The sequence below is a fragment of the Achromobacter sp. ACM03 genome (assembly GCF_014851665.1).
Taxonomy (GTDB): domain Bacteria; phylum Pseudomonadota; class Gammaproteobacteria; order Burkholderiales; family Burkholderiaceae_B; genus Achromobacter; species Achromobacter aegrifaciens.
In genome coordinates, this window is sequence record NZ_JACVAD010000010.1 from 1 (window position 1) to 19,748 (window position 19,748).

19 protein-coding genes and 1 other RNA gene are annotated in these 19,748 nt (G+C 63.4%); 7 read left to right on the plus strand and 13 right to left on the minus strand.

What is annotated here, in order from left to right:
• Nucleotides 1-857 precede the first annotated feature (857 nt).
• The gene (locus tag IB257_RS28575; protein WP_054458545.1) at nucleotides 858-1,334 is read right to left on the minus strand and encodes an Lrp/AsnC family transcriptional regulator; all 477 of its coding nucleotides are present in this window, start codon (nucleotides 1,332-1,334) and stop codon (nucleotides 858-860) included.
• Between the two features lie 156 nt (nucleotides 1,335-1,490).
• On the opposite strand from IB257_RS28575, the gene hppD reads away from it, so the two are divergent.
• Complete coding sequence (gene hppD / locus IB257_RS28580) at nucleotides 1,491-2,603, plus strand: 4-hydroxyphenylpyruvate dioxygenase (protein ID WP_054458542.1); 1,113 nt, start codon at nucleotides 1,491-1,493, stop codon at nucleotides 2,601-2,603.
• 82 nt (nucleotides 2,604-2,685) lie between these two features.
• On the opposite strand, the gene msrA is transcribed toward hppD, so the two are convergent.
• The 3 genes from msrA to ilvD form a co-directional block, all read right to left on the minus strand.
• The gene (gene msrA, locus IB257_RS28585; protein WP_192493183.1) at nucleotides 2,686-3,240 is read right to left on the minus strand and encodes a peptide-methionine (S)-S-oxide reductase MsrA; all 555 of its coding nucleotides are present in this window, start codon (nucleotides 3,238-3,240) and stop codon (nucleotides 2,686-2,688) included.
• Nucleotides 3,241-3,319: 79 nt separating this feature from the next.
• On the minus strand, nucleotides 3,320-3,655 hold the full coding sequence (locus tag IB257_RS28590) for a c-type cytochrome (RefSeq protein ID WP_054458538.1): 336 nt from the start codon (nucleotides 3,653-3,655) through the stop codon (nucleotides 3,320-3,322).
• Nucleotides 3,639-5,324 carry a dihydroxy-acid dehydratase gene (gene ilvD, locus IB257_RS28595; protein ID WP_054458536.1) on the minus strand — a complete coding sequence of 562 codons (1,686 nt, stop codon included), beginning with the start codon at nucleotides 5,322-5,324 and terminating at the stop codon, nucleotides 3,639-3,641. The genes IB257_RS28590 and ilvD overlap by 17 nt, the downstream gene beginning before the upstream one ends.
• A 126-nt stretch (nucleotides 5,325-5,450) precedes the next feature.
• On the opposite strand from ilvD, the gene lgt reads away from it, so the two are divergent.
• The gene (lgt, locus tag IB257_RS28600; RefSeq protein WP_054458535.1) at nucleotides 5,451-6,239 is read left to right on the plus strand and encodes a prolipoprotein diacylglyceryl transferase; all 789 of its coding nucleotides are present in this window, start codon (nucleotides 5,451-5,453) and stop codon (nucleotides 6,237-6,239) included.
• On the opposite strand, the gene IB257_RS28605 is transcribed toward lgt, so the two are convergent.
• The 4 genes from IB257_RS28605 to IB257_RS28620 form a co-directional block, all read right to left on the minus strand.
• Nucleotides 6,214-6,972 (minus strand): SIMPL domain-containing protein, encoded by a 759-nt coding sequence (locus tag IB257_RS28605; RefSeq protein ID WP_054458533.1) that lies wholly within the window; start codon nucleotides 6,970-6,972, stop codon nucleotides 6,214-6,216. The two genes, lgt and IB257_RS28605, sit on opposite strands and share 26 nt — an antisense overlap.
• 80 nt (nucleotides 6,973-7,052) lie before the next feature.
• Nucleotides 7,053-7,237, minus strand: a non-coding RNA gene (gene ssrS, locus IB257_RS28610) — 6S RNA.
• Between the two features lie 33 nt (nucleotides 7,238-7,270).
• Entirely contained in the window at nucleotides 7,271-7,582 is a 312-nt protein-coding gene (locus IB257_RS28615; RefSeq protein WP_006388757.1) for a cell division protein ZapA, read from the minus strand.
• Nucleotides 7,582-8,028, minus strand: a complete 447-nt coding sequence (locus IB257_RS28620) for a hypothetical protein (RefSeq protein ID WP_054458532.1) — start codon at nucleotides 8,026-8,028, stop codon at nucleotides 7,582-7,584. Before IB257_RS28620 ends, IB257_RS28615 begins: the two co-directional genes overlap by 1 nt.
• A 424-nt stretch (nucleotides 8,029-8,452) precedes the next feature.
• Here IB257_RS28620 and IB257_RS28625 point away from each other — a divergent pair, with 424 nt between their 5' ends.
• The 4 genes from IB257_RS28625 to IB257_RS28640 all read left to right on the plus strand — a co-directional run bounded on the left by IB257_RS28625 (nucleotide 8,453) and on the right by IB257_RS28640 (nucleotide 13,208).
• On the plus strand, nucleotides 8,453-8,917 hold the full coding sequence (locus tag IB257_RS28625) for a tripartite tricarboxylate transporter TctB family protein (RefSeq protein ID WP_054458530.1): 465 nt from the start codon (nucleotides 8,453-8,455) through the stop codon (nucleotides 8,915-8,917).
• Between the two features lie 13 nt (nucleotides 8,918-8,930).
• Nucleotides 8,931-10,436 carry a tripartite tricarboxylate transporter permease gene (locus IB257_RS28630; protein ID WP_054458528.1) on the plus strand — a complete coding sequence of 502 codons (1,506 nt, stop codon included), beginning with the start codon at nucleotides 8,931-8,933 and terminating at the stop codon, nucleotides 10,434-10,436.
• 187 nt (nucleotides 10,437-10,623) lie between these two features.
• Complete coding sequence (locus tag IB257_RS28635; RefSeq protein WP_192355180.1) at nucleotides 10,624-12,228, plus strand: gamma-glutamyltransferase family protein; 1,605 nt, start codon at nucleotides 10,624-10,626, stop codon at nucleotides 12,226-12,228.
• A 74-nt stretch (nucleotides 12,229-12,302) separates the two neighbouring features.
• A complete protein-coding gene (locus tag IB257_RS28640; RefSeq protein WP_119449440.1) occupies nucleotides 12,303-13,208 on the plus strand; it encodes an NAD(P)-dependent oxidoreductase in 906 nt (301 codons plus the stop codon).
• Nucleotides 13,209-13,274: 66 nt separating this feature from the next.
• Here IB257_RS28640 and IB257_RS28645 read toward each other — a convergent pair whose 3' ends face one another.
• Nucleotides 13,275-13,904, minus strand: a complete 630-nt coding sequence (locus IB257_RS28645; protein WP_175181728.1) for an FMN-dependent NADH-azoreductase — start codon at nucleotides 13,902-13,904, stop codon at nucleotides 13,275-13,277.
• 152 nt (nucleotides 13,905-14,056) lie between these two features.
• Here IB257_RS28645 and IB257_RS28650 point away from each other — a divergent pair, with 152 nt between their 5' ends.
• Entirely contained in the window at nucleotides 14,057-14,992 is a 936-nt protein-coding gene (locus tag IB257_RS28650; RefSeq protein WP_054458519.1) for a LysR family transcriptional regulator, read from the plus strand.
• Here the strand turns inward: IB257_RS28650 and IB257_RS28655 are convergent.
• The 4 genes from IB257_RS28655 to IB257_RS28670 form a co-directional block, all read right to left on the minus strand.
• Nucleotides 14,986-15,915, minus strand: a complete 930-nt coding sequence (locus IB257_RS28655) for a glyoxylate/hydroxypyruvate reductase A (RefSeq protein WP_119449438.1) — start codon at nucleotides 15,913-15,915, stop codon at nucleotides 14,986-14,988. The two genes, IB257_RS28650 and IB257_RS28655, sit on opposite strands and share 7 nt — an antisense overlap.
• Nucleotides 15,916-16,023: 108 nt before the next feature.
• Entirely contained in the window at nucleotides 16,024-17,553 is a 1,530-nt protein-coding gene (locus IB257_RS28660; RefSeq protein ID WP_042796392.1) for a tripartite tricarboxylate transporter permease, read from the minus strand.
• A 6-nt stretch (nucleotides 17,554-17,559) separates the two neighbouring features.
• Complete coding sequence (locus IB257_RS28665) at nucleotides 17,560-17,988, minus strand: tripartite tricarboxylate transporter TctB family protein (protein ID WP_054458558.1); 429 nt, start codon at nucleotides 17,986-17,988, stop codon at nucleotides 17,560-17,562.
• Nucleotides 17,989-18,231: 243 nt separating this feature from the next.
• A complete protein-coding gene (locus tag IB257_RS28670) occupies nucleotides 18,232-19,734 on the minus strand; it encodes a sensor histidine kinase (RefSeq protein ID WP_119449443.1) in 1,503 nt (500 codons plus the stop codon).
• Nucleotides 19,735-19,748: the final 14 nt, after the last annotated feature.

Below are 19,748 nucleotides of genomic sequence, written 5' to 3' on the forward strand. Positions count from 1 at the left end.
TTAGACTTGACATCTAAGGTACTTCACTTCTAGTGAGCACTTGATTTCATTGTGCCTGTGACCGAAGTCACTATGCACTCGCATCAAGCGCCCACACTTATCGGTTGTTTAATTGTTAAAGAGCGGTGCTGCTAAATTCTGTACTACTTACTGCCTGCTCGCTTCGCTACGCCGCTTTCGCCGGCGCCGCGTTGTTTGCAGCAGAGAAACGAGATTATGAAGAAGTTTTTTTCGCTTGTCAAGTCGGCGTCACATACTGCGTTTCGCTTTCTTGCTTGCGACCTCTTCAGGTCCGCCTCTCTTAGCAGCTATCGAAATATCAGGGTTAACCCTAAGTTTTCGGCAACTGCCAAGCCCAAGACTATAACACGATTTTTGCAGATTGTGCAACTGCTTTTGCCTAATTTGCACCTTATCTAGCAACCCCATCGCCGCCGCTTTCGCTTTGAATCTGAGATCGGTTACCGCCTGGATGGCCAGCGATATAAGGGCAAACCCTTAATAATCATCACGAGCCAAGCCCAAGACTATAGCACGATTTTTGCAGATTACGCAACTGGCTTCTGCCTAATTTGCTGCAACCCTTGCAATAACCGCTGTCAACATCGCTGCTGACCTGGCGGCAGGCCGGCTAGGTTTCCCTTAGCCAACCCGTGTGCCTGCTTGGCTTCACGCTTCAAAACTGCCCGAATCGCGAAGGAGCGAGACTATAGCACGGAATTTTGGCGGGACTACGAAGGTGACACCCTTTTTTTAAAAGATGCATCCTTTACGGGGACGCACCATTCGCCCTGGACACCCCACGACAAACGTCTGAGGGCGGTACCTATATATATAGAGGGGCTGAAAAGCCATAGCTAGAGCCTGAGCTCCGTGGTTTCCTTGATCTGCTGTAGGGCGAAGAATGAACGCATGTCCACCACTGCAGGGTGGCGCATCAGCGTATCCATGGCGAACCGGGAGAAATGCGCCAGGTCGGCGACCTGTATACGCAACAGGTAGTCCATGTCTCCGGACATGGCATAGCACTCCACGACCTCCGGCCATAGTTGCACGTCGCGTGCGAAGTCGCTCATGGGAGCATGACTGGATCCGCTGTGCTTGTTCAGACGGATGTTTACGTAGGCGAGCAGCCCCAGGCCGACCTTCTTCGCGTCGATCAGGGCGACGTACTTCTTGATGAAGCCCTTCTCTTCCAGTCTGCGGACCCGCCGCAGGCAGGGACTGGGCGACAGCGACACACGATCGGCCAGCTCCTGGTTGCTGAGGCGGCCGTCGCGCTGCAATTCGGCCAGAATCCGTATATCTGTCCTATCCAGCTCAATGTCAGACATTTTCAGCCCTTAATATTTTCTATCCGGCAATATTATTGCTCAACCTACTGGCTTTCGCGACATGTTTGCAATTGTCTGCCCGTCGTTCCTTCCTACAATCTCCGTCTAGACTTGAAGAACAAGTCGTCCTTAAAAACGATGCAAGGGAGCAGACTTATGAGCAGCGCTTTCCAACCCTGGGACAACCCGATGGGCACCGCCGGGTTCGAATTCATTGAATATGCCGCGCCGGACCCCGCCGCGCTGCGCAAGGTGTTCGAACTGCTGGGCTTCAAGGCCATCGCCAAGCACCGCCACAAGGACGTGACCCTGTACCGCCAGGGCGGCGTCAACTTCCTGATCAACGCAGAACCGGATTCCTTCGCCCAGCGTTTCGCGCGCCTGCATGGCCCGTCGATCTGTGCGATCGGCTTTCGTGTGCAAGATGCCAACGCCGCCTACAAGCGCGCGCTGGAACTGGGCGCGTGGGGCTTCGATTCGCACAGCGGCCCGATGGAATTGAACATTCCGGCGATCAAGGGAATCGGCGATTCGCTGATCTACCTGGTGGACCGCTGGGCTGGCAAGGACGGCCATGGCGGTATTGGCGACATCAGCATCTATGACGTGGACTTCGTTCCCGTGGATCCGCAAAACGCCCAGGCCGACCTGAATCACCGCGGCGCCGGCTTGACGCTGGTGGACCACCTGACGCACAACGTGCACAAGGGCCGCATGGCCGAGTGGGCAGAGTTCTACGAACGCCTCTTCAATTTCCGCGAAGTCCGCTACTTCGACATCGAGGGCAAGGTGACGGGCGTGAAGTCCAAGGCCATGACCTCGCCTTGCGGCAACATCCGCATTCCGATCAACGAGGAAGGCACGGAAGAAAAGGGCCAGATCCAGGAATACCTGGACCTGTACCGTGGCGAAGGCATCCAGCACATCGCCATGGCCACCGAAGATATCTACGCCACCATCGAAGCGCTGCGCCAGAACGGTGTAGTGTTCCTGGACACGCCGGAAACCTACTACGAGCTGCTGGACCGGCGTCTGCCGAACCACGGCGAAGACGTAGCGCGCCTGCAAAAGAACCGCATCCTGTTGGACGGCGCCCCCGGCGGCGGCCTGCTGCTGCAGATCTTCACCGAAAACCAGATCGGCCCGATCTTCTTCGAGATCATCCAGCGCAAGGGCAACGATGGCTTCGGCGAAGGTAACTTCAAGGCCCTGTTCGAGTCGATCGAACTGGACCAGATGCGCCGCGGCGTGGTGAAGACCGTCGAATAAAGTCTTCCCCCGCCAGCGCCCGGTGCTCGGGCATCGGCGCTGGCTTTGAAACCTCACCTTGTGGTGAGGTTTTTTTTGCCTGCTACTTTTGCAGCCGCTCCTGGAACTGCTTGCGGAACTTGGCGACCTTGGGCGCGATCACGAATTGGCAATAGCCTTGCTCGGGATGCAGGGCGAAGTAGTTGCTGTGGTAGTCCTCGGCCTGCCAGAACTTGGCGGGCGGCAGCACGTGCGTCACGATGGGCGCATCGTAGATCTGCTGTGCATTGACCTCGGCGATGACGGCTTGGGCCTGCTCGCGCTGCCCCTCGCTCTGCCAGAAGATGGCGGATTCGTATTGCGGACCGACGTCATTGCCCTGGCGGCCCGGTGTGGTGGGGTCGTGGGTCGCGAAGAATACGCGCAACAAGTCACTGTAGGACAGTTCAGCGGGATCGAACTCGATGCGGGCCACTTCAATGTGGCCCGTGGCCTTGCCGCAGACCTGCTCGTAGCTGGGATTGTCCACATGCCCGCCGCTATAACCGGGCAGCACGCTCTTGACCCCGCGCAGCTCGGTGAACACCGCTTCAACGCACCAGAAGCAGCCGCCGCCAAGTACCGCGACCTCATTGCCCGGAGAGGGTTGTTCTGCCATGACGATTCCTTCCTGATAAAGGGCCGCGGAATACGGCCTGGCGTCCCGGCTTTCGTGCGCGGAACGCGAGAGAATAAGACTACTGCTTGGGCGGAGCCAGCGACAAGATCCATTCGGCGAGCGCGCGGGCGTCGTCCGGGCTGACCTGAGTCTGCGCGGGCATGGGCACGGCACCCCAGGCGCCGCGACCGCCGCCGCGGATCTTGCCTGCCAGGTAATCGACCATGGCGTCGCCCTGCCCCGCATAGCGTTCAGCCACGCTCTTGAGCGGCGGGCCGACACGCTTGGCTTCGACCTGGTGGCAGGCCATACAGGCCTTGTTCTTGGCCAGGTCCAACCCGGTGGTTTGCGCTTGCGCCGCCCCCGCGCCCAGGACGCAGGCGGCGGCCAACAACAGACTACTCTTCAAATGCATCGGTAACTGCCCCACGGCTCGCGGTGCTGGCGAGCTTGCCGAATTTGGCAAGCACACCGCGTGTATAACGCGGCCGGGGCTGAACCCAGGCCTGGCGACGAGCCGCCATTTCTTCGTCGCTGATATTGAGCTGCAATAGCAGCTTGTGGGCATCGATGGTAACCGAATCGCCCTCGCGGATCAGCGCGATGGGGCCGCCCACGAAAGCCTCAGGCGCGACATGGCCCACGACCATCCCCCAGGTGCCACCGGAAAAACGGCCGTCGGTGATGAGACCCACCGTTTCGCCCAGTCCCTGGCCGACCAGCGCGGAGGTCGGCGCAAGCATCTCACGCATGCCGGGACCGCCCTTCGGCCCTTCGTAGCGGATGACCACCACGTCGCCATCGCGGATCTCGCGCGCCATGATGGCGGTCATGGCGTCATCCTCGGAATCGAAGACGCGCGCCGGGCCCGTGATGACGGGATTCTTCAGGCCAGTGATCTTGGCGACACAGCCTTCGGGAGAGAGATTGCCTTTCAGGATGGCAAGATGGCCTTGCGGGTACAGCGCGCGATCCAGCGGCATGATGACATCCTGGTCCGCCCTGGGAGCGTCGGGCACATCAGCCAGGGTCTCGGCGATGGTCTTGCCGGTGATGGTGATGCAGTCGCCGTGCAACAGGCCGGCGTTGAGCAGCAGCTTCATGACCTGCGGAATGCCGCCGGCGCGATGCAGGTCGGTGGCGACATATTTGCCGGACGGTTTCAGGTCGCACAGGACAGGCACGCGCTTGCGGATGCGTTCAAAGTCGTCGATGGTCCACGGCACTTCCGCCGCATGCGCGATTGCCAGGAAATGCAGCACGGCGTTGGTGGAGCCGCCCGTGGCCATGATGACGGACACCGCGTTTTCGATGGATTCGCGCGTGATGATGTCGCGCGGGCGCAAACCCTTCCTGACCGCCTCGACAAGCACGCGCGCAGACTCCGCGGCGGAGGTGACCTTTTCTTCGTCCTCGTTGGCCATGGTGCTGGAGTATGGCAGGCTCATGCCCATGGCTTCGAACGCGGAGCTCATGGTGTTGGCGGTGTACATGCCGCCACAGGACCCGGAGCCGGGAATCGCGCACTTCTCTATCTGCTTGAAATCTTCTTCGGGCATGCGGCCCATGGTGTATTCGCCCACGGCCTCGAAGACGGAGACGATGGTGAGATCGTTGCCCTTGTAGTGGCCGGGCTTGATGGTGCCGCCATAGACGTAGATGCCGGGCACATTGGTGCGCGCCAGTGCGATCATGCCGCCAGGCATGTTCTTGTCGCACCCGCCTATCACCACCACGCCGTCCATCCACTGCCCTTGCGCCGCGGTCTCGATGCAGTCGGCGATGACCTCGCGGGAGACCAGCGAGTACTTCATGCCCTCGGTGCCCATGGACATGCCGTCTGAAATGGTGGGCGTGCCGAATACCTGGGGATTGGCCCGTGACGCGCGGATCGCATCGATGGCCGCATCGGCCAGGCGCTGCAGGCCGCTATTGCATGGCGTGATCGTCGAATGGCCGTTGGCCACGCCGATCATGGGATTTTCGAAGTCGGCTTCCTGATAGCCCAGCGCGTAATACATGGCGCGATTGGGCGCGCGCGCGACACCGTGGGTGATGTGGCGGGAACGATCGTTGTGCGGCATGGTCTGTCTCCTGTCGGCCGCCGGGGCTCGGACATGGCAACCGCCCCGGGGGAACTGGCTCGCTTGCGCGCGAATCTTCAATGTTCGCCGGTTATTATCATTCAACTTTATTGTGTCGGGCAGAACATGCTGCAATATCCCCAATTTGACCCCGTCGCCCTGCAGATCGGGCCGCTTGCCATCCACTGGTACGGACTGATGTACCTGGTGGGCTTCGCCCTGGTGTACCTGCTGGGACGCCGCCGCATCACCTCCGGCCACACCACGTCACTGAACGTGAAGGATCTGGAAGATCTGATCTTCTATAGCGTGCTGGGCGTGGTGCTGGGCGGACGGCTGGGTTATGTGCTGTTCTACAAGCCCTCTTACTACCTGTCCCATCCGCTGGAAGTGCTGTACCTGTGGCAGGGCGGCATGTCGTTCCATGGCGGGCTGATCGGCGTAATCGTGGTGATGCTGCTGTTCGCACGCAAGAAGAAGCTGCCATTCTTCGCGGTCAGCGATTTCATCGCGCCGCTGATTCCGCTGGGGCTGGGCTTTGGCCGCCTGGGCAACTTCATCAATGGCGAACTCTGGGGCCGGCCCACCGATGTGCCGTGGGCCATGGTGTTTCCGGGCAGCGGCGACGGACTGGCGCGCCACCCCTCGCAACTCTATGAGCTGGGCCTGGAAGGCATCGTGCTGTTCGCGCTGCTGTGGTGGTTTTCGAGCAAGCCGCGCCCGCTGGGCCAGGTGAGCGGGCTCTTCCTGATGGGTTACGGAACGTTCCGCTTCCTGGTGGAATTCACCCGCGAGCCGGACAATTTCCTGGGCCTGCTCGCGGGCGGGTTGAGCATGGGACAGTGGCTGTCCGTGCCGATGGTCGCCCTGGGCGCCATCATGTTCAGCCTTACTGCAAAACGATCGTCCCGTTGACCGCGATGCTGACCGTGACGTTGCCCGCTTCCAGCGGGACGTCCGGGCTATAGCCGCCCGAGGCGTCCTTGGCCATGGCCGCGGCGCCCATCATGCGCGGCATCGGCACGGGGCCGCCCGAGCCGCCCAGTTCCAGCTTGGACAGGCGGTAGCCCGAGAAACCGAAGGCGTTGGCTGCGGCCAGCGCGCGGTCCTTGAAGGCTTGCGCGGCTTCCTTGAGCAGCTTGCGCTCTTCGGCCTCGCGCACTTCGCGCGACAGCAGGAAGCTGATATTCGAGATGGCGGTCTTGTCCGACAGCTTGGACGCCAACGCCGCCGCGGCTTCGAAGTCCTTGGATTCCAGGATCACTTCGCCCTGGCCGCGCCAGGAACCGATCTTGCCCTTGCTGGAAGTGTTCGGCCAGACGTTGTAGCCGCCAGTGCGCACTTCCACTCCTTTGACGTCGCGCGCACGCTTGACCACGTCGTCCAAGGCCGCGCTCAGCTTCTTGCCTGCGGCGGGCTGGTCGGGCGCCTCGACTTCGGCGGACAAGGAAATGCGGACCGTGTCCTGCTTGACTTCAGAAGACGCATTGGCCTGCAGAGTCAGTTCGGGCGCGCGGCTGGCCGACGCTTCGGTCGCGGCGGCGGGCGCCTGGGTCTGCGCATGGGCAAGCGGCGCGGCGCTCAGAGCGGCCACGGCTGCGCACGCTGCGCCGAGTTTGGTCAGCGAGAAAACAGGGTGTTTGAACATGGACTGGTCCTAGAGGGAGGACGAAGGGGAGTGGTGAGGCGCCCGAGGCGGACCTGCTCTTATGGCAGGCCCGCTGGGATAGATGCCCCGCCTGTGCCGTCAAGGCCGGCATCTCGAACCCTGAGGTTCAAGGTGGTCGCGTTCCGAAGAGCGTCGGGTTCGTCTACAGGAGACGATCACTCCAGCTCTGCACTCCCGCAACCAATATGCCATAAGACATAGGTTCAGAGAATGTATGGCCTAGTCACGAACACGGCAGGGACAAACTGAAAATACTTGAATACTGCTATATGAACTGTCAGAGCAGCTTTTCCTGACCCGACAAGGCGTCATCGAGTACTGCGTTCATGTCCTCGATTCTACGCTTGAAGTCGCCGACCGCCAAACCGCCCAGCGGACCATCGGGCGCTTTCATGGCGAGCAGCTCGCCCGCGACTTGCAGCGCGGCCATCACGGCGATGCGTTCATTGCTGGAGACCTTGCCCGTGCCCTGGATGCGCAGCATCAGTTGGTCCACGTGGCGCACGGCGGCCAGCAGCGTCGGCTTCTCTTCGGCGGAACACGCCAAAGAATAGTCGCGCCCCAGTATGGTGACATCTACGCGTTCCATCAGTGTTGCTCTCCAGACGGTGCGCCCGGCAAGCGGGCCAGCACGGCGTCAATGCGCTCGCGGGCCGATGCGGCGGCCACGCGCAAGCGCTGTAATTCGGTGTCGCGGGTCTGCAAGCTGCCTTGCAATTCGGTTTCACGGGCGGAGAAACGCGATTCGAGAGACTGGCGCTCGGAGGTTTCGCGGGCCAGTTGCTCGCGTAGCGCGGCCTCGGCCTGCTGGGCTTGCTCGAGCATGGAGGTGACCGCGCCGTCGTGATCCTGAAGCTTGCTCTGGAGCGTGACGATTTCGGCCTCGCGCTCGGCGGCGCGCTGCTTGAGCACACGCTGCTCAGCTTCGGTTTCGTTCAGGCGTTGGCGCAACGCGTCACGCTCTGCGTGGAGTTGCCGGGTGCGTTGCACCAGTTGCCCTATGCGGGCGGCGAGTTGGTCTAGATCTTGCAGCATGGGCGCTATCGTAAACCATCCTGAGTTGAACGGGGTCTCTTCACGCAAGGTGAGAAACCCGGCAATATTCAGTAGGATTTATTCCTGCCTCATTCGAAAGCCACGCATCCGGCCGATCCTGCTTTCGTCTTTCTTTCTATAAACTTTCACTTAGCTTTCAAAAAGCCCTCAAACTTCCTGACCCGTTACAACTCGGGGTCGGGAGTTCCCGAATTCTAGGGAAAACCCCAGCCTTTCACCGACCTTACAGGGTTTGCAGCGTGGCGGGCGTCCATTACCATTCGCCCTTTCAAGAATCCCAGCCTTACCTTTCATAAGAACAAATGGCACCCTGAAGTGCCTTTTTTGTGCCTGTCACTCGCCTGTCGGCGGGATTGGCCACAGACCTTTTTATCTACATGCTGTAAACAGGAGCCAACCAATCATGCAGCTACGCAATCGACAGGACTTCTGGTCGGGGGTGATGTTCATCGCCCTTGGACTGGGATTCGCCTGGCAGGCCAGCAGCTACCAAATGGGTACTGCCGCCCGAATGGGCCCAGGGTATTTTCCTTTCTGGCTAGGCATTGTTCTGGCATTGCTGGGCGCCATCGTGCTGCTTGGCTCGATGTCCAAGAAGGCGCACGAAACCCACGTCGACAAGTTCGATTGGCGCATCGTGTTCCTGGTGGTCGGATCGGTCGTGCTCTACGGCTTCATCCTCAAGCTGCTGGGCATCTACATCTCGGTGTTCGTTCTGGTTGTCGTCAGCAGCCTGGCCAGCCATGAGTTCAGCCTGAAGGTCGCCGTTGCCAACGCGATCTTCCTGGTGGTGTTCTCGTATCTGGCATTCGTCAAGGGGCTGGGGCTGATTTTCCCGCTGTGGCCGTCGTTTCTGGGCATGAACTAAGGAGCCTTCGGCCATGGAATTGTTTGACAACCTCATGCTGGGCTTCTCGGTGGCGTTCACGCCCGAGAACCTGGCCTATGCCCTGCTGGGCTGCATCCTGGGCACGCTGATCGGCGTGCTGCCGGGCATCGGCCCTGTCCCGACCATCGCAATGCTGCTGCCGATCACGTACGTGCTGCCCCCGGTGGCCGGCCTGATCATGCTGGCAGGCATCTACTACGGCGCCCAATATGGCGGCTCCACAACGGCAATTCTCGTGGCCTTGCCAGGGGAAACGTCCGCGGTGGTGACCGTGCTGGACGGCCACCAGATGGCCCGCAACGGCCGCGCGGGCGCCGCGCTGGCAATCGCTGCGCTGGGTTCGTTCTTCGCAGGCTGCGTGGCCACGCTGCTGCTGGCCGCCTTCGCGCCCCCGCTGGCTGAAGTCGCGTTCAAGTTCGGCCCGGCCGAGTACTTCTCGCTGATGTGCCTGGGCCTGGTCGGCGCCGTGGTGCTGGCTTCGGGTTCGCTGCCGAAGGCCATCGCGATGATCCTGCTGGGTCTGCTGCTGGGCATGGTGGGCACCGACGTGAACTCGGGCGTCGCCCGCTTCGACTTCGGCATCCCCGAACTGCAAGACGGCATCGACTTCGCCATCGTGGCCATGGGCGTGTTCGGCTTCGCCGAAATCATGACCAACCTCGAGCAGAAGGAAAACCGCGTCGACATCACCGACAAGATCGGCTCGCTGTACCCCAACAAGCAGGAATTCAAGGAAGCCGCCCCCGCTGTGCTGCGCGGCACGGCTCTGGGTTCGGCCCTGGGCATCCTGCCTGGCGGTGGCGCCGTGTTGTCGTCGTTCGCCTCCTACACGCTGGAAAAGAAGATCTCGCGCAATCCGGAACGCTTCGGCAAGGGCCACCCGGCCGGCCTGGCTGGCCCGGAATCGGCGAACAACGCTGCTGCCCAGACCTCGTTCATCCCGCTGCTGACCCTGGGCATCCCGGGTAACGCCGTGATGGCGCTGATGGTCGGCGCGATGACCATCCACAACATCCAGCCCGGCCCGCAAGTCATGACGAGCCACCCGGAGCTGTTCTGGGGCCTGATCGCCTCGATGTGGATCGGCAACCTGATGCTGGTCGTGCTGAACCTGCCGCTGATCGGCCTGTGGGTCAAGCTGCTGAAGGTGCCCTACCGCATCCTGTTCCCGGCGATTCTGGTGTTCTGCACGATCGGCGTGTACTCGTTGAACTACAACACGTTCGACATCTTCACCACCGCCATCTTCGGCATCATCGGCTACGTGTGGTCCAAGCTGAAGTGCGAAGGCGCACCGCTGCTGCTGGGCCTGGTGCTGGGTCCCATGATGGAAGAGAACTTCCGTCGCGCCCTGCTGCTGTCGCGCGGCGACTTCACGACCTTCGTGACGCGTCCGCTGTCGGCTTCGCTGCTGGCCGTCGCCGTCTTCCTGGTGATCCTGGTGGCCCTGCCGGCGATCCGCAAGAAGCGCGAAGAGACCTTCGTCGAAGAAGACTAAAGCCAGCCTGCCGCCCCACTGCGGCAGTCTCGCCCTGAAAACCCCCGGGTTCCGCCCGGGGGTTTTTCTTTGCGCGTCCGGCATCCAGTCCGATAAACGCTACGAATCAATACAACTCAATACGGGTTATGTTCAAACGCAGTTCGCGTACGGTAAGCTAGGGGTTTACCCCACGCGATGATTCGAGATGAATTTCAACTGGAACAACCCCTATCCCACCACCCGCCGCCCCGTGTTCGCACGCAACGTGGTCGCCACGTCACAACCGCTGGCCGCCCAGGCAGGCTTGCGGATCCTGGCGCAAGGCGGCAACGCTGTCGACGCGGCGATCGCTGCGGCCGCCACGCTGGCCCTGACGGAGCCGGTCAGCAACGGGCTGGGATCGGATTGTTTCGCCATCATCTGGGACGGGTCCAAGCTGCATGGACTGAATGCCTCGGGAACGGCGCCGGCAGCCTGGAACATGGATTATTTCCGGCGCAAGCACCAGGGCGCCATCCCGATGCGCGGCTGGGACAGCGTGACGGTGCCGGGCTGCGTGGCGGGCTGGGCCGCCCTGCACGAAAAGCTGGGCCGGTTGTCCTTTGCCGACGTGCTTGCACCCGCCATCGAATACGCCGAGCGCGGCTTTGCCGTGTCGCCCATCGTGCAGGAAAAGTGGGCGGCGCAAGCCGACCTCCTGCAACCGCAGCCGGGCTTCGCCGAGCATTTCCTACCTCGCGGACGCGCGCCGCAGGTCGGCGAGCACTTCGTGCTTCAAGGCGCGGCCGCCACGCTCAAGCGCATTGCGGCCAGCGGCGGCCGGGACTTCTACGAAGGCGAGACCGCCCACAAGCTGGTGGCGCATGCCCAAGCCCACGACGCCGCGCTGACGCTGGCGGATCTGCGCGATTACGCGCCGCAGTGGGTGACCCCGATCAGCCAAAGCTACCGCGGCCACACGCTGCATCAGATTCCGCCCAACGGCCAAGGCATCGCCGCCCTGATCGCCCTGGGCATCCTGCAGAACTTCGACGTGGCGGCACGCCCGGTGGATCACCCTGCAACGCAGCACCTGCTGATCGAGGCGATGAAGCTGGCCTTTGCCGATGTCTACGCGCACGTGGCCGACTCGCAGCACATGCAGGTCACGCCCGAACAGATGCTGGCCGCGGACTATCTGGCGCAGCGCGCGCGCCTGATCGACCCCGATGCGGCGCAGGCCCACGCCAGCGGCCATGCGCCGCGCGGCGGCACCGTCTACCTGACTGCCGCAGACAAGTGCGGCATGATGGTCAGCTTCATCCAGTCGAACTACATGGGCTTCGGCTCCGGCGTGGTGGTGCCGGGCACCGGCGTCAGCCTGCAGAACCGCGGCCATTGCTTCAACACCGACCCTGGCCACCCCAATGCGGTGGCGGGCGGCAAGCGCCCCTTCCACACCATCATCCCCGGCTTCCTGATGCGCAATGGCGCACCCGTCATGAGTTTCGGGGTCATGGGAGGCAATATGCAGCCCCAGGGGCAGGTGCAGACGCTGGTCCGGATGCTGGACTATGGCCAGCAGCCGCAGGCCGCCTGCGACGCGCCTCGCTGGAAATGGAACCATGGACTGTCGCTGGACGCGGAGGCCGGCCTGCCCGCGGCCGTTGCCGAGGGACTGCGCGCCCGCGGCCATGTGCTCGAAAGCATGGCGGATCCCTACATGGACTTCGGATCGGGGCAGTTCATCTGGCGCCTGGGCGACCCGGCCGTGGACGGATATGTCAGCGCCAGCGACAGCCGGCGCGATGGACTCGCCGCGGGCTTTTGATTGCGTTAAGGTTAGGGCCTGTTTACAGGCGTCAACGCCTGACGGCCCCAATCACATAAAGCGGAGTCCCCTGCATGGCAACGATCGGTACCAAGAGCTACGACGCTGTCGTAGCCCAGAAAGTCACTTTCCTCGGATTGGGCGTGATGGGCCTGCCCATGGCCGGCCACCTGGCGCGCGCAGGACACGACGTCACGGTCTACAACCGCTCGCCCGCCAAGGCCCAGGCCTGGGTCGCCGAATTCGGCGGCAAGAGCGCAGCCACGCCGCGCGAAGCCGTGGCCGGCGCGCAGATCGTGTTCGCCTGCGTCGGCAATGACGATGACCTGCGCAGCGTCGTGCTGGGCCCCGACGGCGCTTTCGCCGGCATGACGCCCGGCGCGGTCTTCGTCGACCACACCACCGCATCCGCCGACGTGGCGCGCGAACTCTACGCGCAGGCCAAGGAGCTGGGCCTGAATTTCGTCGACGCGCCGGTATCCGGCGGACAGGCAGGCGCGGTCAACGGCGTGTTGACCATCATGTGCGGCGGCGAACAAGCCGTGTTCGATGCGATCAAGCCCGTGGCGCAGAGCTTCGGCCGCGCGGTCACGCTGGTGGGCCCGCCCGGAGCCGGCCAACTGGCCAAGATGGTCAACCAGATCTGCATCGCAGGCGTCGTGCAGGGCCTGTCCGAGGCGATCGCTTTCGGCCAGGCTGCCGACCTGGACATGAAGCTGGTGCTGGACGTGATCAGCAAGGGCGCGGCGCAGAGCTGGCAAATGGAGAATCGCGGCGGCACCATGGTCGACGACAAGTTCGACTTCGGCTTCGCGGTGGACTGGATGCGCAAGGATCTGGGCCTGGTGCTGGCCGAAGCCCGCCACAATGGCGCGCGCCTGCCCCTGACGGCCCTGGTGGACCAGTTCTATGGCGACGTCCAGAAGCTGGGCGGCGGCCGCTGGGATACCTCCAGCCTGATCAAGCGCCTGCGCGACTGAGCCCTGCCCTCGCGGCAAGAAAAAAGGCGAGCCGCAAGGCTCGCCTTTTGCTTTGGACGCCTGCGCTTACGCGGCCAGGCTGTCCTGCTGCGCAGCGGGCAGCAGCGCGTCGATGCGCTGCTTGGCCTGCGCCATGCCTTCCAGCGCGGCCACTTCACCCATGGCCATGCCTTCGGCGGCGATGAAGGTGACGTCGGTCATGCCCAGGAAAGCCAGCATCTGGCGCAGGTAAGGCGTCATCGTGTCCGAAGGCGTGCCTTCGGCCTTGCCGCCGCGGGCGGTCAGCACGAACACCTGCTTGCCCTTGACCAGGCCTTCCGGCACGCCTTCGGGGGTATAGCGGAAGGTGACGCCAGCGCGGGCGAGATGATCGAGATAGCTCTTGAACTGAGCGGGCATATTGAAGTTGTAGACCGGAACGGCGAAGACGATGCGATCGGCATCCATCAATTCGGCTACCAGCGCGTCGCTCATCTCAACCAGGCGTTGCTGGTCCACGTTGCGGGCATCGGCCGGAGTGAACAGGGCGCCGGCGGTGTTGCCGTCGAAGTAAGGGATGGGCTGGGCGCCGATGTCGCGGACCTTGATGGCCGCGGCCGGATTAGACGCCTTGACGCGGTTGATCAGGTGATCGGCCAATTGCTTGCTGTTGGAACGATCGCCGAGAATAGAGGAAAGGATAACCAGGGTCTTCATTGCAAATTTCTCCAGTGAGGGCCCGCTCGCTGCGGGCGGTCAGGATCCGTAGGCTTTGATCAGATCCCGAGTGCATGGCGTCACTGTAGACGGGTTAATTGTTCACACAAATCCGGTTATGATGAACTATTCGTTCCAGGAATAGAACAATCATGCAAGATCTCAACGACCTCTACTACTTTTCCCAGGTAGTCGAACAGGGAGGGTTCAGCGCCGCCGCCAGGGTGCTGGACATTCCGAAATCCCGCTTGTCGCGCCGAATCTCGCACCTGGAGGAAAGCCTGGGCGTGCGCCTTCTGCAACGCACGACGCGCCGCTTGCGCCTGACCTCGGCGGGCGAACGTTATCTGCACTATTGCCGCGAAATGGCCGCATCGGCGCGCGCGGCGGACGACGCCATGCGGCAGTTGCAGGCCGAACCCACCGGCCCCGTGATCGTGAGCTGCCCCGTATCCATCGCGCAGGACGTGCTGTCGCCGCTGCTGCCCGAGTTCCTGGACGCCTGGCCCGCCGTGTCGGTGCAGTTGCTTGTGACCAACCGCCGCGTGGACCTGATCCGCGAGGGCGTGGACCTGGCGCTGCGCGTGCGCACCAAGCTGGATACCGACGCCGAACTGGTCGTGCGCCACTTCGGCACCGCGCGCGGCACGCTGGTCGCCAGCCCCAGCTACCTGCAGCGCCATGGCACGCCCGACACGCCGCAGGACCTCGCCACGCACACCACACTGAGCTTCAGTGATCCGCAAAACGAAGTGCGCTGGCCCCTGCGCAACGACAAGGGCGAGGAAGTGCATGTGGAATTGAAACCGCAGCTGTCATGCAACGACTTCATCGTGCTGACCGAAGCCGCAGTGCGGGGCCGCGGCATCGCCCTGCTGCCCTCGATCGCCACGCATGAACAGCTACGGCGCGGCCAGCTGGTGCAGGTCTTGCCGCAATGGCAGTCACCCGAGGGCATCGTGCATTGCATCTATCCGTCGCGGCGGGGCATGATGCCCGCCGTGCGCGCCCTGCTCGATTTCCTGTCGGAGCGCCTGCCCGCCATGTACCAGCGGCTGGAAAAAGCCCCGCTGCCGCCGGCTCAGTAGCCGCGCGAGCGGTCGACCACGCCGGTGATGGCTTCGCCGCGCTGCAACTGCGCGACCTTGCCTGCGATCTGGCGAATGCTCTCATCGCGCAAGGTGCGCGCCGCGATGTGCGGAGTCACGTGCACCCGCGCATCGCGCCAGAACGCGTGGTCCTTGGGCAAGGGTTCGGTGTGGAACACATCCAGCGTGGCGCCGTCGATTTCGCCTTCTTCGAGCATCTGCACCAGGTCATCCTCGACCAGGTGTTCGCCCCGGCCCACGTTGACCAGATGCGCATGGGGCAGCAACTGCGACAGCGTTTCGCGGTTGAGGATGCCAACGGTGTCCGGCGTGAGCGGCAGCACGTTCACCAGGAAGCGCGTGCGGGCCAGGAACGCCGGCAAGGCGGCCGCGCCCGCAAAGGTCTCGACGCCGGGAATCTCGCGCGGCGTGCGCGACCAGCCCGCCACGGGATAGCCGAATTCGGCCAGCGTCTGAGCGACTCTGGCGCCCACCTGCCCCAGGCCCAGCACGCCCACCGGCCAGTCCGCCTGCCGCGAGCCTTCGCGGGTATCCCAGTGTTGCCGCGCCTGCGCATGATCGAAAGCTTCGAAATCGCGCGCGACGCGCAGCAACGCGTACAGCGCGTATTCCGCCATCTGCACCGACATGCCCGCGTCTTCCAGACGGACGATGCGCACCTGCGGCGGGATCTCGGGCATCTTCAGCAAGGCGTCGACGCCCGCGCCCAGGTTGAACAGCGTGGTGAGGCCGGTCTCGTGCTTGAAGAGTTCGGCCGGCGGACGCCACACCAGAGCCGCCTGCGCGCCCGAAGGCGGGCCGTCCGGGTTCCACACGGAAATGCGGCATCCGGGCATGGCGGCTTCCAGCAGCGGAACCCAGGCGGCGGGATCATGGTGGGGACAGGCAAAGAGTATGTGCATGGTGGCTCTGTGTGCAGACTGGGGAAGCCTCAAGCATGAGGGATGCCGCCGCACAAATCAAACGGCCCGGCATGTAGCCGGGCCGCGTGCAGGCAAACGGAAAAGCGCTCAGGCCGCCTGCGGCACCTCGGGCTTGCCTTTGCCCTTGTTCTTGTTGCGGCGCAGGAAGGCCCACACCTGCAGGAGGACCAGCAAGGCGCTCGCACCGATGAACCACGCGCTGATCGGGCGCTCCACAAACACCGCCAGATCGCCGCGCGACAGCAGCAACGCCCGGCGGAAGTTCTCTTCGACCATGGGGCCGAGCACGAAGCCGAGCAGGATGGGCGCAACCGAGAATTCCAGCGTCATGAGGATGGCGCCGATCACACCGAAAGCCAGCACTTCCCAGATCTGGAAGAGACTGTTCTGGGTACTGAACACGCCCACCGCGATGAAGAACAGCGCCGACGGGAACAGATAGCGGTACGGTACCTGCAGCAGTTTCACCCACACGCCGATCAGCGGCACGTTCAGCACCATGAGCAGCACATTACCCACCCAGAAGCTGGCGATAAGGCCCCAGAAGATGTCCGGATGCTCGGTGATCAGTTGCGGGCCGGGCTGGATGCCCTGGATCAGCAGCGCGCCCAGGATCAGCGCCATCACGGCGTCGCCGGGGATGCCCAGGCTCATCGTGGGGATGAAGTCGACCTGCGTCTTGGAGTGCGAGGACGCTTCCGGCGACGCCACGCCGGCGATCATGCCGGTGCCGAATTTCTCGGGCGTCTTGGAGATCTTGCGCTCCAGCGCATAGGCCACGAAGGTGGTGATGGTAGGACCGGTGCCGGGCATGGCGCCAAACAGCGTGCCTACCGCCGTGCCGCGCACCATAGGCCAGAAGGCGGTCTTGAGCTCCTGCTTGCTGGGCCGCATGTCGCGCAGGCGCAGCTTGGCGCCGCTGCCGATGATGGTCATGCGGTTGACGCTCATGAGGAAGTCGGCAACGCCGAACAGGCCCATGGAAATCGCCACCAGCTCCAGGCCGTCGGACAGGTCCAGCAGCCCGAACGAAAAGCGGATGGTGCCGGTATTCACGTCCGTACCCACCACGCCGCACATCAGGCCGAACAAGGTCATCGCCACGCCCTTGAGCGGCGAGCCGCGCGACATGGTGGCGCCGGCCAAAAGGCCCAGCAACATAATCGAGAAGATCTCGGTGGGACCGAACTTGAACGCGACTTCGACCAGCAGCGGAGACGCGAAGATCATGACGATGATCCCCACCGACGCGGCGAAGAACGAACAGATCATCGTGATGCCGAGCGCCGTTCCGCCCTTGCCTTGTTTGGTCAGCGGATAACCGTCCAGGCAGGTGACCGCGTGCGGCGGATGCGAAGGCAGATTCAGCAGGATCGCGCCGATGGCGCCGCCGTACTGCGAACCGTAGAAGATGCCGGCCAGCATCAGGATGGCCGGCACCGGATGCATCACGTAGGTGAGCGGCAGCAGAATGGAAATGGCCGACAGCGCGCCCATGCCGGGCAGCACGCCGATGAGGTTGCCCACCAGCACGCCGAAGAACGACCACATCAGGTTATGCCACTGGAAGGCGACGCCGAAGCCGTACCAGAGGTCCATCAAGGATTGCGAAATCATGGCGCTTCAACCCCAGCGAAACAGCGGAAGCTGCAGCTGCAGCGCCCACCAGAAGACGACGACCGCGATGACGGTCATGGCGATCGAAAGCAGCAGAGCCTGCTTGATCGTGTTGTTGCGGTCGCCCAGCGCCGAAATGAAAACGATGGCGAACGTGGCAGGCAGCAAACCGCCGTAATGGCCCAGCAGCAGGAAAGCCAGGATGCCCAGCAGGATGCAGGCGCCGCCGCGGAAGTCCGGCAGGCCGTGGGCATGGCCGTCGCCGGGCGCAGGCGCGGACGATTCACCCGAGCGCGCCGAGATGGCGATCAGCACGCCGGTCAGCGCCAACAGGCCGCCGAGCGCCGCGGGAAAAAAGCCCGGCCCCATGTGACTCAGGGTGCCGATGTGATAGTCGGTGCCACCGTAAATCGCCCCCAGCCCGATGAGGACCATCAGCGCTCCGCCGTAATAGTCCTTTCTATTGATTGTCTTTTGCACTTCATCCTCCTTCGTGGTGCGGCCGTGCGCCTGGCCGGGACGCACCCGCGAAACGAGCGCCATCCGGTGCCTGGCGACAGGCCCGGACGCAGATTACGGAAGGAAGCTGCTAATCCGCTTTCTGTGCGCTGTCGCGTTCCTGAATTCAGGGGTTATCCCTGAACGGAAGCCGCGCATGACTGCGGAAATGGGGAGAAGTTACTGATCGCCCTTGAGCTCGACATCGAGCGGACGAGGATATTGGGAGACCGTGGACGCCAACGGCAGCCACAGCACGGAGGCCAGGCCAACACCGCCTTGCGCGTTCGGTTCGCCGTCGCGCAGTTCGATGTCACCGTCGTTGCGGCGCGCGTAGGCGCGGGCAATCGCCAGGCCCAGGCCCGAGCCCGACGAGGCGACCGGCTTGTCCGTGCCGACCCGCTCGAAACGCGCGAAAGCGCGCTGGCGCAGTATCGGGTCCAGCCCCGGCCCGTTGTCGGAAACAGCGACCTCGGCGCGGTTGTCGTGGCAGCAGACCGACACGGTGATGCGTGCGCCCGCGGGCGCGTAATGGATGGCGTTGTGCACCAGGTTCGACAAGGCTTCGTGCAGTTCGGCCTCGTTGCCCGACACCGGCGCGGGGATTTCCTGGCCCTCTTCGGAACCCGCCTGTACCCAGCCCAGGTCCTGCTGTTTTTCGTGCGCCAGCGGCAGATATTGCAGCACCACCTCGCGCGAGACGGCGTTCATGTCCAGCAGTTGCCGCGGCAACTGGTCGGCCTGGTTGGCGTGAGCCAGCGACAGCAGCTGTTCAGTCAGGCGACGTGTGCGACCCAGCTGGTCGACGATGCCGCGCAGGCCCTCCTGCGCCCGCGCCGGATCGCGTTCGCGCAGCGCATACTGCGCCTGCGTCAGCATGATGGCCAGCGGCGTGCGCAATTGATGCGACGCATCGGCCAGGAACTGCGACTGCTCGTCGAGGACGCGGCGGTAGCGGGCGATATGGTGATTGACCGCATCGACCAGCGGCGCCACTTCGCTGGGCACGCGCGAGGCATCCAGCGGCGTCAGGTCGTCGGGGCGGCGCGCGCGGATGTCGTTACGCAGGCGGCGCAGCGGCTTCAGCGCCCACGACACGCCCCACCACACCAGCAGCGCGACCAGCGCCAGCATGCGGGTGTCGCGCAGGATTTCCTGGCGCCGGGCATTGTTCTCGGCCTCGATGCGCTTGCCTGTGCTTTCAGCCACCACGACCAGCACCTGGCGGTGCTGACCCTGGTAGTACAGGTCGCGCACGACGGCCACGACGCGCACGGGATCGTTGCGATAGACGCTGTCGTAGAAAATCGGCTGGCTGTTGGAACGTGGCCAGGTGGGCGGACGCGGCATTTCCGGCATGCCGAGCAAAGTCTTGCCGGGCTCGGTGGGCACGGCGGCGCCGTCCGGCAGCGGCGGATCGATCTCTTCGATGCGGAAATACTTGCGCAGGCCAGCGCGGGACTCGAGCATCACCTGCGCGTACAGCGGCGTAGCGACCTGCAGGTTGCCGTCAGCAGTGAATTCCAGGCTGCTTTCCAGCACCCGGGCCGGCTCGACCAGGGCGCTGTCGTAGGCTTCGTTGGTGATCTCGGCCAGCGTGCGGTAGTCGTTCACGCTGTCCACGACCAGCAGCATGATCACGCCAGGCAGCAGCAGAATGATCAGCAGCGCGCGGATGCCCACGCGCGGCAGCTCGG

Coding starts and splice junctions, on each gene's coding strand:
- IB257_RS28575 (WP_054458545.1), bottom strand. CDS start 1,334: ATGTCTGACATTGAGCTGGATAGGACAGATATACGGATTCTGGCCGAA.
- hppD (WP_054458542.1), top strand. CDS start 1,491: ATGAGCAGCGCTTTCCAACCCTGGGACAACCCGATGGGCACCGCCGGG.
- msrA (WP_192493183.1), bottom strand. CDS start 3,240: ATGGCAGAACAACCCTCTCCGGGCAATGAGGTCGCGGTACTTGGCGGC.
- IB257_RS28590 (WP_054458538.1), bottom strand. CDS start 3,655: ATGCATTTGAAGAGTAGTCTGTTGTTGGCCGCCGCCTGCGTCCTGGGC.
- ilvD (WP_054458536.1), bottom strand. CDS start 5,324: ATGCCGCACAACGATCGTTCCCGCCACATCACCCACGGTGTCGCGCGC.
- lgt (WP_054458535.1), top strand. CDS start 5,451: ATGCTGCAATATCCCCAATTTGACCCCGTCGCCCTGCAGATCGGGCCG.
- IB257_RS28605 (WP_054458533.1), bottom strand. CDS start 6,972: ATGTTCAAACACCCTGTTTTCTCGCTGACCAAACTCGGCGCAGCGTGC.
- IB257_RS28615 (WP_006388757.1), bottom strand. CDS start 7,582: ATGGAACGCGTAGATGTCACCATACTGGGGCGCGACTATTCTTTGGCG.
- IB257_RS28620 (WP_054458532.1), bottom strand. CDS start 8,028: ATGCTGCAAGATCTAGACCAACTCGCCGCCCGCATAGGGCAACTGGTG.
- IB257_RS28625 (WP_054458530.1), top strand. CDS start 8,453: ATGCAGCTACGCAATCGACAGGACTTCTGGTCGGGGGTGATGTTCATC.
- IB257_RS28630 (WP_054458528.1), top strand. CDS start 8,931: ATGGAATTGTTTGACAACCTCATGCTGGGCTTCTCGGTGGCGTTCACG.
- IB257_RS28635 (WP_192355180.1), top strand. CDS start 10,624: ATGAATTTCAACTGGAACAACCCCTATCCCACCACCCGCCGCCCCGTG.
- IB257_RS28640 (WP_119449440.1), top strand. CDS start 12,303: ATGGCAACGATCGGTACCAAGAGCTACGACGCTGTCGTAGCCCAGAAA.
- IB257_RS28645 (WP_175181728.1), bottom strand. CDS start 13,904: ATGAAGACCCTGGTTATCCTTTCCTCTATTCTCGGCGATCGTTCCAAC.
- IB257_RS28650 (WP_054458519.1), top strand. CDS start 14,057: ATGCAAGATCTCAACGACCTCTACTACTTTTCCCAGGTAGTCGAACAG.
- IB257_RS28655 (WP_119449438.1), bottom strand. CDS start 15,915: ATGCACATACTCTTTGCCTGTCCCCACCATGATCCCGCCGCCTGGGTT.
- IB257_RS28660 (WP_042796392.1), bottom strand. CDS start 17,553: ATGATTTCGCAATCCTTGATGGACCTCTGGTACGGCTTCGGCGTCGCC.
- IB257_RS28665 (WP_054458558.1), bottom strand. CDS start 17,988: ATGGTCCTCATCGGGCTGGGGGCGATTTACGGTGGCACCGACTATCAC.